Source organism: Paenibacillus sp. FSL R7-269, assembly GCF_000517865.1.
In the GTDB taxonomy this organism is placed as follows: Bacteria; Bacillota; Bacilli; order Paenibacillales; family Paenibacillaceae; genus Paenibacillus_AQ.
In genome coordinates, this window is sequence record NZ_ASPS01000060.1 from 13135 (window position 1) to 25621 (window position 12487).

Annotated in this window: 10 protein-coding genes; 6 read left to right on the plus strand and 4 right to left on the minus strand. The window is 53.9% G+C overall.

Features of this window, described 5'->3' with window-relative positions:
• Positions 1–105: 105 nt before the first annotated feature.
• Positions 106–702: a DUF2087 domain-containing protein gene (locus C162_RS25180; RefSeq protein ID WP_036699062.1), complete on the minus strand. Its 597-nt coding sequence runs from the start codon at positions 700–702 to the stop codon at positions 106–108.
• Positions 703–901: 199 nt separating this feature from the next.
• Here C162_RS25180 and C162_RS25185 point away from each other — a divergent pair, with 199 nt between their 5' ends.
• Together C162_RS25185 and C162_RS25190 are read left to right on the plus strand one after the other, a co-directional pair.
• On the plus strand, positions 902–1888 hold the full coding sequence (locus tag C162_RS25185) for a YpdA family putative bacillithiol disulfide reductase (RefSeq protein ID WP_036699064.1): 987 nt from the start codon (positions 902–904) through the stop codon (positions 1886–1888).
• Between the two features lie 21 nt (positions 1889–1909).
• Complete coding sequence (locus C162_RS25190; RefSeq protein ID WP_036699067.1) at positions 1910–2353, plus strand: DUF441 domain-containing protein; 444 nt, start codon at positions 1910–1912, stop codon at positions 2351–2353.
• Between the two features lie 105 nt (positions 2354–2458).
• On the opposite strand, the gene C162_RS25195 is transcribed toward C162_RS25190, so the two are convergent.
• Positions 2459–4207, minus strand: coding sequence for an ABC transporter ATP-binding protein (locus tag C162_RS25195; RefSeq protein ID WP_036699069.1), 1749 nt, complete (start codon positions 4205–4207; stop codon positions 2459–2461).
• Positions 4208–4326: 119 nt separating this feature from the next.
• On the opposite strand from C162_RS25195, the gene C162_RS25200 reads away from it, so the two are divergent.
• Positions 4327–4842, plus strand: coding sequence for a hypothetical protein (locus C162_RS25200; protein ID WP_036699072.1), 516 nt, complete (start codon positions 4327–4329; stop codon positions 4840–4842).
• Between the two features lie 226 nt (positions 4843–5068).
• Here C162_RS25200 and C162_RS25205 read toward each other — a convergent pair whose 3' ends face one another.
• The gene (locus C162_RS25205) at positions 5069–5371 is read right to left on the minus strand and encodes a HesB/YadR/YfhF family protein (protein ID WP_036699074.1); all 303 of its coding nucleotides are present in this window, start codon (positions 5369–5371) and stop codon (positions 5069–5071) included.
• Positions 5372–5890: 519 nt separating this feature from the next.
• Between C162_RS25205 and C162_RS25210 the strand changes: the two genes are divergently transcribed.
• The 3 genes from C162_RS25210 to C162_RS25220 all read left to right on the plus strand — a co-directional run bounded on the left by C162_RS25210 (position 5891) and on the right by C162_RS25220 (position 11248).
• Positions 5891–7639, plus strand: coding sequence for an ABC transporter ATP-binding protein (locus tag C162_RS25210; protein WP_036699076.1), 1749 nt, complete (start codon positions 5891–5893; stop codon positions 7637–7639).
• A 22-nt stretch (positions 7640–7661) separates the two neighbouring features.
• Positions 7662–9755, plus strand: a complete 2094-nt coding sequence (locus tag C162_RS25215) for an ABC transporter ATP-binding protein (protein ID WP_036699078.1) — start codon at positions 7662–7664, stop codon at positions 9753–9755.
• A 173-nt stretch (positions 9756–9928) separates the two neighbouring features.
• The gene (locus tag C162_RS25220) at positions 9929–11248 is read left to right on the plus strand and encodes a DNA glycosylase AlkZ-like family protein (protein WP_235218523.1); all 1320 of its coding nucleotides are present in this window, start codon (positions 9929–9931) and stop codon (positions 11246–11248) included.
• A gap of 567 nt (positions 11249–11815) precedes the next feature.
• Here the strand turns inward: C162_RS25220 and C162_RS25225 are convergent.
• Positions 11816–12280 (minus strand): hypothetical protein, encoded by a 465-nt coding sequence (locus tag C162_RS25225; RefSeq protein ID WP_036699081.1) that lies wholly within the window; start codon positions 12278–12280, stop codon positions 11816–11818.
• Positions 12281–12487: the final 207 nt, after the last annotated feature.

Sequence of the window (12487 nt, forward strand, 5' to 3'; positions counted from 1 at the left end):
TCGAAGCTTTTGTCAGATAACGCTTACAATACCATTTTATTCGTTATTTGAACAATTAATCAGCAGTTTCGCACTTGTCATAAAAAATCCCCATTTATTAGTTCATTATTTGACATTTTCCCAGCGAGTCCAGAGTTCGGGCGGGTTGAGCTCGTATCGCTCATTCTCCCGGTACATGAATTGGTGCATAATGAACTCGCGGCGGATTGTGGCATAATCATCATGGAACGGCTTAATGAACTCGTTGATCTCTTTCTCCGAATAGACCACACCCGGTTCGAGCTTCTCCACCATATATTGCAGCGCGATTAATTTCTTCTTGTATTGTGCGGGAATCTGGCGCAAGCGTCCGTCCTTGGCAAAAAAATTACGGAGCACCGACTCCTTCAGACTGTGTTCAGGCGACTCTTCTTCCATCTCCTCCACCCCCTTTGCAAAAATAAATTTCAGCGAGGCCTCAGAGCCTGACTGGATAAACTCGGGATTCAGCTTGAAATATACAGTGTTCTTGTCTCTGCGCTCCTGAATGAGAGCGGCTTCACGCAGCTTGGCTGCATGGTGGGTCACCGTAGGCTGAGACAGATTCAGCTTCTCGGCTAAGGCGTGACCGTGAACCTCGCCCCGGGACAAGAGTAGAAGAATGCGCAGCCGGGTGGGATCGGATAAAGCTTTGTGATAGGCGACAATTTTGTCTAACTGCAAGCGGGATCACACTCCTACGGATATTCGTAAGGCAGTTGGGGGGGGCTGCCAATTTTCATTTTAGATATATATCTAATTATATACCCATCTTGACATCTGATCAATCCCCAATTTGCGGAATTCACCGGCCATGGCAAAAAACAAAAATATAAGGTACCATTTACTGAATAGAATACTACCTTAGGAGGACATAGATATTATGCTAGACGTTATTATTATCGGCGCCGGTCCCTGCGGACTGTCTGCAGCCATCGAATGCCAGCGCCAAGGGCTTTCCAGCCTGATTGTGGAAAAGAACTTCATTGTCCATTCCATCTACCTCTATCCGACCAACATGCAGTTCTTCAGCACCACCCCGCTGCTCGAGATTGGAGATGTGCCCTTCACCTCTCCGAACGACAAGCCCTACCGCCATGAGGCGCTGGTCTACTACCGCCGTGCTGCCGCGCAGCATCAGCTAGAGATTGCCGCTTATGAAGAAGCGCTGTCCGTTCTGCCGCAGGAGGATGGCAGCTTCGTTGTACATACGGTCAACAAGCGCGGCGAGGAACAGCAACGTAGAGCAGCGAACGTAGTCATCTCTACAGGTTACTTCGACCAGCCTAATCTGATCGGGATTCCCGGGGAGGAGCTGCCGAAGGTCACGCATTATTTTGGCGAGGCACATCCTTATTCCGGCATGAAGGTGGCTGTAATCGGGGGCAGTAATTCAGCGGTGGACGCTGCGCTGGAGCTGCTGCGGGTAGGCGCCAAGGTGGATATGGTCTACCGGGGAAGCAGTATCTCGGACAACATCAAGCCTTGGGTGCGCCCGATCTTCGAGAGTATGGTGCAAAAGGGGAGCATAACGCTGCATCTCGAATCGCGCGTCACGGAGATCACCCCGGCCTCGGTCCTGGTAACCTCCTCCGTGAGCTGGGAACCTACCGAGCTGGATAATGACTTTGTGCTGGCGATGACCGGCTTCCGCCCCAGCAGGGCCCTGCTCACCTCTGCCGGGGTGCAGATGGATGACTCTATGGATAAGCCAGCCTTTAACCCCGCCACAATGGAGAGTAATATACCGGGCATCTATGTCGCCGGGGTTATCGCTTCCGGACGGAATGCCAACGAGGTATTCATCGAGAGCGGGCGGGGGCACGGCAAGCTGATTGCCGATCATATTGTGAGCACAAGGCTTACTTAAGAGAAGGAGTGTATCCAAGCTATGGATATAACCTCGTTATTGTTGCTGGGTCTGGCAGCGCTCGGTGTCATCAGCAGCAACTCGCCGATTACCATTGCCATGGTCGTGCTGCTGCTGATCCGTGTGCTGGGATTTCAGCAGGCTTTTCCCTGGCTGGAGAAATATGGGCTGACCGTCGGCATTATCATCCTGACCATCGGGGTCATGACGCCGCTCGCCAGCGGGAAGATCTCCCTCCAGACCATCGGACAGTCGTTCCTGCACTGGAAATCCCTGGCCGCCATCGGAGTTGGTGTCCTGGTTGCTTACCTGGGCGGTCGCGGAGCCGTGCTCATGGGCAGCCAACCGACCATCGTCGCCGGGTTACTCATCGGAACTGTCCTTGGCGTGGCTCTGTTCAAAGGCGTTCCCGTGGGACCGCTAATTGCTGCAGGCATCCTGTCGCTGCTGATTGGCCGGATGTAAGTCCAGATCAACCTCAAGTCCAAGGCAAGACGAAACAGGCTGCAAGTCCACCTATACGGGTGGAACTGCAGCCTGTTTGATTTGAATAAGAATAGTATAGACGCGCTAAGCATCCAGCCGCTGAACGTTGAACAGCCGGGCGTAGCTCCCCGCAAGTCCCATCAGCTCCTCATGGGTGCCGCGTTCGGTGATCTCACCGTTCTCCAGCACGATAATCTGGTCGGCATGGGTAATCGTAGACAGCCGGTGGGCCACAATCAGCGTCGTCCGCTCGGAAGCGAGGGACTGCAACGCCTGCTGGATCAGATGCTCGGACTCCAGATCCAGCGCGGAGGTTGCTTCGTCCAGAATCAGCACCTTGGGGTCCTTCAGGAACACCCGTGCAATCGCCACGCGCTGCTTCTGTCCGCCGGACAGCTTCACCCCACGCTCCCCCACCTCGGTATCATAACCTTCCGGCAGCTGCATGATGAAGTCGTGGGCATTCGCGGCTACCGCCGCCTTCATGACCTCCTCTTCCCCCGCTTCCGGGTTCCCGAACCGGATGTTGTCGCGTACCGAGCCGCTGAACAGGAAATTATCCTGCAGCACCATGCCCACCGTCCGCCGCAGACTCTCCTGCGTCAGCCCGCGGATATCGTGGCCGTCCATGCGCAGACTGCCTTCGCTGATGTCGTAGAAGCGGGGAATCAGGCTAATCAGCGAGGATTTGCCGCCCCCGCTCATCCCGACAAAAGCCACCGTCTGGCCCGGAGCGATACTCAGATTAATGTCCCGCAGCACCCATTCATGCTCGTCGCTATACTTGAACCACACCTTGTTGAACTCGATCTTCCCGGCTGCCTTCAGCAGCGGCTTCGCGTCCGGAGCATCGACAATATCATACGGCTCATTCAGCAGCTCCAGCACACGTTCCAGAGAGGCCGAGGCCTGGGTAAGCACCGTCGAAGAGTTAATCAGCCGGCGCAGCGGGGCATACATCCGGTCCAGGTAGCCGAAGAAGGCCACGAAGGTTCCGAGCGTCAGATTGCCTTGGATGACCTGGTATCCCCCGTATCCGATGACAAGCAGCGGTGCAATATCGGTCAAGGTGTTGATAATAGCGAAGGTGAAGGCATTCCACCGTGTTTGCGCCAGCGCTTTTTGCAGAAACTTGCCGTTGATCTCCTCGAATTGCTGCAGGTCTACCCGTTCCATCGTGAAGCTGCGGATGACCGCAATCCCTTGAATCCGTTCATGCAGATAGCCCTGAATGACGGCAAGTGCCTGTGACCGGTCTTTGGTCAGCACCTTGAGGCGTTTGTACAGCGTATTGACGGCAATGCCATACAGCGGCAGAATCGCAATCGCCACCAGCGTCAGCACCGGATTCAGATAGAGCATGAAGCCCAGGGCGAAGAGCAGGGTGAACATATCCAGCCAGACATTCATCATTCCGACCTCAACCAGGTTCTTCGACTGCTCCACATCGTTAATAAACCGGGAGATGGCCTCGCCCACCTTCGTATTCTGGTAATAACGCAGTGACAGCCGCTGCAGATGCCCATAGAGCTTATTGCGCATATCGAATAGCACCTTGCTCGTAATCAACTGGGCGAAATATTGGCGGTAATACTCAACCGGCCCGCGGACAATCACGAACAGAATCAGGCCCCCGCCGATCACGGTCATCAGCTTCGAGACCCGCTCCGCTATCGTTAGTGCCGGATTGCCCAGCAGCTCATCGACTACATATTTCAGAATCATCGGCAGCGTCAGCGGAATGCTGAATTTGACCATCCCGATGATGAGAGTGAGCACAATCCATTTCATATAAGGCCGAACAAAGGTATAATAAGATTTCCAAGATTTCACGGCTTGTCAGGTCCTTTCCAATTCATTCTTCATCAGGGTACAGTTGACATTTGCGCGCTGCAGTGTTTTATTATTTTTAAACAGTTACGGTTGCAGTACCGAAATTCAGGAGGATAATGATGCCCAGACAATTTGTGACGGAAGCCGTCATGATGGCGATTTACGGCCAGCTCCTCATCCCGCGGAGCCCTGTAGAATATATAGTCCCTTATACCACAATTATGGAGTTATACGAGCTGCGCGACAGCGATGAGCCGGTGATGAGCCAGGCGGATGACGACAAGCATGTCAGACTCAGAATCCGCGAGCTGATCAACTATTTCGAGGAGCCGCTGAATGCCAAGAAGATCAACCGCTGCCTAAATATCCCCTGGGCCAAAAGCTCTGGCATCCTCCTCGGCGGACACGCGCAGATTACCATCATCAACAGTATCGACAATGCCTCCTACGGAGAAGCGTTCGATCCGATTGAGACAGAGCTGCTGCTGGCCTCCCAGCGTGAGAAGGTGCCGATTCTGACCGACCAGTTCGAGCTGATCCAGCGCATCATCGAAGGCGGAGTTCCCGTCCAGGTATATGATATTGATGATTTCGAGTTCGCCATGGAGGAAGAAAACTTCCGCAGCTCGCACTAATCGCGTCACCTGAGCAGCGGGCAGCTTCGCTTTCCTGGTGCGTACAAGTGGAAACGGCTTGGCCGTCCTTTTAAAGGACGGTACCGTTTCAGCGAGAAATAGAAGGATAAGTTATTGTGTGAAACCTATAAATTCTTATATTTTGGAACAAGCCCTTGCCTGACGGCAAGGGCTTGTTCAGCATTCCCGGCAGTGCCGGGATCTGCCATTCGCGCCAGTTCACCCCTTATGCCACCGGCACAGGCTCATACTTGTAATCGATGTCATCGTCCGCCTGCGAATAGACAATCGACAGATTGTACCCCTCCATGTACCACAGATCCTGCTCTTCCATGTAGAAGGTCAAGCCGCCTTCCCCGAACTGTACAGCAGGACGTCCAGGCTGCTCGGTGGCAATACCCAGTGAGAAGCCGGGATGCAGGCCCCCGCCTGAGCTGTACCGGGGAAACAACCGGATATATGCACCCTCCTGGAGGCTCAGTTCTCTTTTGAACCAGGCGGCTGCTTCCGGACTAATTAATATGTTCATCTCTCCACTCCTCCCCTCTACCCCAATCATACTCAAAAAACTTCAATTCACCAAATCACTGCAGCACTCCTGCCAGAACTCCTGCCGCGCCGCAAAATTAAATTTGACAATTCTTAAAGTGTGATGATAAACTCGGAACATAACGAAACGTCTTCAAGTAATTACCAAAATGAAGAAAGGGTGATCTCGGTGCTAAACATGGATATGGTATACCTCGCCACTATTGTAGAAAACTATACCCAACTGAATACCGAAGCAGCCCGAGCAGTGGAGAATTCCTGAGGTTCATGCGTATTACGCGTAACGTATGAGAACAGGCTTAACTTATCTCTCACATGTCTCTGTGCTGCTTATAGCACCGTGGACATGATAACCGCAATTACAGGCGTATCATCCGTTTTCGGATGGTACGCTTTTTCGCGTGCTGTGAGGTCATGATCCGCTGCAAAGTGTCCATGAATGTTCCGTTAAACAAGCTAACTTAGTAATTACTCCAAGCACGAAAGGAAGGGATTTACCTTGTTCTCCGTACTCCGAAATCTCGGCTGGTTCTTCCGCCGGGAAAAAAGGCGCTATACTATTGGCCTCATCCTTCTTATTGTGGTAGGTGTGTTAGAACTCCTGCCTCCACGCCTGCTCGGCAACGCCATTGACGAAATCGTCACCGGTGCCATCACCGCAGGTTCACTCATGAAATACATTGGCCTGATCGTACTTATGCTGCTGATCATTTACTGGATCACCTACATATGGATGCACAAGCTGTTCGGGGGATCGAATCTGGTGGAGCGTCTGCTCCGCTCGCGCTTCATGAATCATCTCATGACGATGACCCCTGCCTTCTTCGAGCGTAACCGCACCGGGGATCTGATGGCCCGTGCCACCAATGATATCCGGGCGGTATCCGCCACCGTGGGCTTCGGGATGCTCACCCTTGTCGACTCCACCGTGTATCTCACGGTTGTCCTGTTCGCCATGGGGTTCCTGGTCAGCTGGAAGCTGACACTGGCCGCCGTCATCCCGCTCCCGATGATTGCGGTAGCCATGGTGTTCTACGGCAAAGCGATCCACGACCGTTACAGTCTGGCGCAGGATGCCTTCGGTGACATGAACGACCAAGTACTGGAATCCGTATCAGGCATCCGCGTCATCCGTGCTTATGTGCAAGAGCGGCACGATGAGAAGCGTTTCTCTGACATTACAGATGATGTGTACCGCAAAAATATGGCGGTTGCCCGGGTCGATGCCTTCTTCGAGCCGACGATCCGCTTGTTCGTGGGCCTCAGTTATATCATCGCTCTGACCTACGGAATTTATCTCGTATTCCGCAATCAGATTACGCTGGGCGATCTGGTATCGTTCAATATGTATCTCGGGATGATCGTGTGGCCGATGTTCGCCATCGGCGAGCTGATTAATATCATGCAGCGCGGCGGCGCTTCATTGGAGCGGATCGACGAGACGCTGAATGCGAAGCCTGATGTTAAGGATGTACCTCATCCGGTTCCCGTAGCCCAGCCAACCACCATCGAGCTGAAAGATGTAACCTTCCGGTATCCAACCTCTACCATCAATAATCTCAGCGGAGTCAGCTTGTCCCTCTCCCAGGGCCAGACGCTTGGCGTGGTCGGACGGACCGGCAGCGGCAAATCGACGCTGCTGAAGCAGCTGCTGCATGAATACCCGGCTGGCACAGGCGAGATTCTGATCTCCGGTGTGCCGATCACCCAGATCGCCCTCGACAAGCTTCATAGCTGGATGGGCTACGTTCCGCAGGAACAGATCCTCTTCTCCAAATCGGTACGCGAGAACATCCAGTTCGGACATTCCGGGGCCAGCGATGAGCGGATCATGCAGGCGATTACCGCCGCTGCCTTCCAGAATGACCTCGGCACCTTGTCCGACGGGCTGGATACGATGGTTGGCGAACGCGGCGTCTCCCTGTCCGGGGGACAGAAGCAGCGGGTCTCGATCTCGCGCGCCTTCATCTCGAATCCCGATATTTTGATTCTGGATGATGCCCTGTCCGCCGTTGATGCGCGCACAGAAGCAAAGATTATCGAGAATATCCGCGAGGAACGCAGCGGCAAAACCACCCTCATCTCCACCCATCGCCTCTCGGCGATTGAGCATGCCGATCTGATCGTTGTCCTCGAAGACGGACATATTACAGAACAAGGAACTCACCAGGAGCTGCTGGAACTCGGCGGCTGGTACCGTGAGCAGTTCGACCGCCAGCAGGTCGAGAATAATCTGACGAATGAATAACCCCATACAGGAGGTGTCACCGTTGACACAGAGTACAGGCAAACGTCTGCTGCAATATGCACTGACCGCCAAAAAGACCTTCATCGCCGCCCTTCTGCTCCTGACCATCGGAGTAGCGGCTGAGCTGGCAGGGCCTTTTATCGCCAAGAGCATGATTGACAATCATCTGCTTGCGATTGAGAAGCCCTACTTCCAGACAGCCTCGCCGGAGGATGCTGCAGAATATAACAACACTTATTACAAACGCGGTGACCGCTTTGCCACAGGTGAAGCCAAGGGCCAGGAAGTCCGCCTGCTTCAGGCTGGCAGAAGCTTCTACTTCATCAATGAAGCTGTACCGAAGGCCGAAGGCGAGCGCAGCTTCGCGGACGGGAAGCTCCAGATCAAATACGGCGAGCAGACGACGGTCTATCCGGCCGTCAAGCTGTCGGCTGGTGATCTGTTTTCCTTTTACAAACCGGAGCTTCCGGGAATCTATCAGTTAGTTGCTCTATACGCCATGTTCCTTGTGATCTCCATTATTGCAGAATTCGGCAAAACCTACTGGCTGCAATCGTCTGCCAATCAGGTCATCCGCAAGCTGCGGACCGATGTCTATGCCCATATCCAGCGCCTGCCGGTCTATTTCTTCGATAATCTGCCTGCCGGTAAGGTAGTCTCCCGGGTAACCAACGATACGGAAGCGGTCAAGGATCTGTTCATTGCCGTATTATCCAACTTCGCTACAGGTATCATCAATATCACCGGTGTGTATGTGGCCCTCTTCCTGCTCGATGTGAAGCTGGGACTGGTCAGTTTGTTCGTCGTACCGATTATTATTCTCTGGATCGTGCTGTACCGCAAAATCGCTACCAAATACAACACGATCATCCGCTCGCGGCTTAGTGAGATTAATGCCATTATCAACGAATCGATTCAAGGAATGTCAATCATCCGGATTTTCCGCCGCCAGAAGCAGAGTAGTGCTGAATTCGAGCAACTCAACGACGACTATCTGAAATATCAGAACAAAATGCTGAACCTCAACGCCTTCACCTCCCACAACCTGGTGAACTCGCTGCGCAGCCTCTCCTTCGTGCTGGTACTGTGGTACTTCGGCTTCGGCAGCCTGGACGGTTCAACCTTCGTATCGCTTGGCGTCCTCTATGCCTTCGTCGATGTACTGGGCCGGATGTTCCAGCCGATTACGGGCATGGTCAACCAGCTGGCGAATCTGGACAGCTCAATGGTCTCCGCCGGCCGCGTCTTCACGCTGATGGATGAGCCTGGAGAGCCGGTCACAGACGGATCGATGCCGCGTTACAAGGGAAATGTCGTATTCAAGGATGTCTCCTTTGCTTATAAAAAGGACTTCGTCCTGCGCGATATCTCCTTCGAGGCGCGCCCGGGCGAGACCGTCGCCCTTGTCGGCCATACCGGCTCCGGCAAAAGCTCCATCATCAACCTGCTGTTCCGCTTCTATGATCCGCAGCAAGGAAGCATAACGATCGATGGGCAAGAGGTCAAGGATCTGCCGAAGCAATGGCTGCGCAGTCATATGGGCATCGTGCTTCAGGACCCTTACCTGTTCACCGGTACCATTGCCTCCAATGTAAGTCTGGGTGACGAACGGATCTCTAGAGAGCGTGTAGAACGTGCCTTGCGCGAGGTAGGAGCCGATAAACTTCTGGCCCATCTACCGCAAGGATTCGATGAACCTGTCATCGAGAAGGGCAGCACCCTGTCCGCCGGACAGCGGCAACTGATTTCCTTCGCCAGAGCGTTATCCTTCGATCCGGCGATCCTGATTCTGGATGAAGCAACGTCCAACATCGATACCGAGACCGAGAGCATTATCCAGCAGGCGCTGGAGGTGCTGAAAAAGGGCCGGACCACCTTCATCATCGCCCACCGGCTCTCCACCATCCGCAGTGCGGACCAGATTCTGGTGCTGCACCGGGGTCAGATTGTCGAACGCGGCAGCCATGATGAGCTGATGGCGCAGGGCGGCAGATACTTCCGCATGTATCAGCTTCAGCTTGGTGCAGGTGCCGGGAACGGCCCGGGCGAGCTGGCTCCGGAGTCCGGGGGCCACGCTTCTGCCGCCGGACTCCGGCCATCGCTGGAACAGATCTAGGCGGCTGCTTGAATACAGCAAATTAAGTTCAATGGCTGGCAACCGTATATACCACTTATACATTGAAACAAGAACACCCCCTGACGCAGCTATGCAGTAGGGGGTGTCTTTCACTTGATATCAGAACGTTTGTTCTGTATAATAGAGCAATACATATTATGGATGGAGTGAAGATGATGATAACCTACAGTCTTAGCAAACGGCAAGCCCGCCTGTTCCTGCTGCGCCATCAGCGGCTCGTCAGCGGCGGATTGACCGGCGGCAAGCAGAGCATCTATGACTTCGTCCGGCATGTAGGCTGTATTCAGTATGATCCGCTAAGCATAGCCGGACATAACCACGAGCTGGTGCTTCAGGCGAGAATCCCCGGCTTCGTGCCCGAGATGGCCAATGAGCTGCTATATAAGGACAGACTGCTGATTGATGGCTGGGATAAGAACATGTCGATTTACTGTACAGAGGATTGGCCGTATTTCCAGCGGCGCCGGGAAGCTGCCGCCAGGCATCAGCATAACGAGGCCATGGCGGCCATGATTACTCATGTCCGCACGGAGCTGGATGCACGCGGACCACTCTCTTCACTGGACCTTGCGAGCAAAGAGAAGATCGACTGGTCCTGGGCTCCGGCAAGACTCTCCCGGGCTGCTATGGAGAGCATGTATTTCTGGGGCGAGCTATCCATCCATCACCGGGTGCACACCCGCCGTTATTACGACTTCACGGCCAAGCTGCTTCCTCCTGAACTGCTTAGCGCAAGCGATCCTAACGAGACGCTGGAGCAGCATCACGATTGGTATGTGCTGCGCCGGATCGGCAGTATCGGCCTGCAATGGAACCGGTCGGGGGACGGCTGGCTTGGCATCGCAGGCCTGAAGAGCAAGGAGCGGACTGCGGCTGTGCAGCGGCTGCTGCAGAAGGACCTGCTCCGCGAGGTACAGGTGGACGGACTGAAGCTCCCGCTATACATCCGCACAGCAGACGTCCCTGAGCTTGAAGCCGTATTGCTTGAAGATGATACTACGGGTGCAGATGAGTCCGCAGCAGGGTCTCAGGCTGGTAATGAGGGCGGGGCCGGTCATGCTGAAGGAGCGGCCTCCTTCGCGGCGGCACTGGCCCCGCTGGACAATCTGCTGTGGGACAGAGAGCTGATCCTCCAGTTGTTCGACTTCCAATACCGCTGGGAGGTCTATAAGCCAGTGCTTGAACGGGAATACGGGTACTATGTCCTCCCCCTCCTCTACGGCGACCGCTTCATCGGCCGGCTGGAGCCGGTGATGAATAGGAAGACCGGTGTTCTGACTATCGTCCGCTGGTGGTGGGAGGACGGGGAGACGCTTGAACGCACCATGCTCCCCGCGCTCACCGGAGCCTTCTCCTCGCTGCAACGCTCGACCGGGGCCAGCGCGATCCGCTTCGCGCCGGATGTCGTTCACTCCTGCGGGCTGCAGGAGCTGGAGGAGGCGCTGTCTGCTACGCCTGTAAAGTCTAATTAATACAATCATCTGATACCCTAGCGGGTGGAGGATGTCGGGACTTATACGGTCCACACAGCTTGTGTGGACTACCTCTCACCATTACTCATCCACCCACTTCAGGGGCAATCTGCGAATGAGGGGTATTACTGCCCCTCATTCGCACGTATGATTCATATGCGACTGATCCAGGGGCACTAGTGCCCCTCATTTGGGCGTTTGGCTCGTATCCGATTGATTCAGAGGCACTAGTGCTCTACATTCGCACGTTTGCCTTGTATCTGCTGAATTCAGGAGCACTAGTGCCCTTAATTGCTTATTTTGCCCAGATCCGCTGAATTCAGGGGTACTTCTCCCCCTCGCGGCTCTCCGTCAGCAACTCCCCCCACGTACCTCCACACCAGCACATTGTGTTCGGTTTCCGCATACATTTCAGGAACGCTACCGTTTCAGCAGGACCGTAGCAAATGCGGTAACATATGAAAGTGCCTATAAACTTATATATCCAAAAAAACCTCCCCCTCTGGCGCAGTCTTGCTGCCATAGGGGGAGGCTTCTGATAAGGTTAGCAATCTTTTATTGGATGCCTTATTGGATATGCTCTTCCTCTAGACCAAGCTTGCTGTACATCTCTGTACAATAGCCCTGCAGCTTAATCTCGAGCCGGCTTGCCTTGTTCTTGAAGCGTTTCAGTTCACGGATCATATGGGCCCGGCCGGCTGGAGTGAAGGTCTCTTGAATCCGTTCCTTGAAGTAATCATGGACAATATAGTTGCGTTCCTTCCATACGGCCTGCAATTGACTGGTCTCTTCCTCAGAGAAGGGGAAGTGATGCTGGATTTCTTTGATGAGTTGGCCGAGTGAATTGCTAAGCTTGCGTTGATACAACTCTGCGATTTCGGCATCGGTTGGCGTCTTGCCCTGCGACAGCTTCGTCAGGAGCAGCAGATTCGTTAATTGCTGCTCCAGTGCCTGGCAATAGTACACAGCCAGCCCGAAATAGGCAAATAGCTCTTTGGATTGTTCACTCTCCGGTATTTGTGTATCCTTCATCGTTCCTCCCGTCCTTAATCTGGTTATTTGATCTGTGTAGATATAACTATCGTTCTATTTTGGAATGGCCGTTACTGCGGTGAACATTTGGACTTCCGGCCGCTGTTATGTTTGGATTTCCCGATTCAAGCTGCTGGCCGCAGTAGAAATCCAAACCAAGCCTATGCTTACGATGCGAGCTTTCCTACGGAAAGCTTTCAGGCGGAC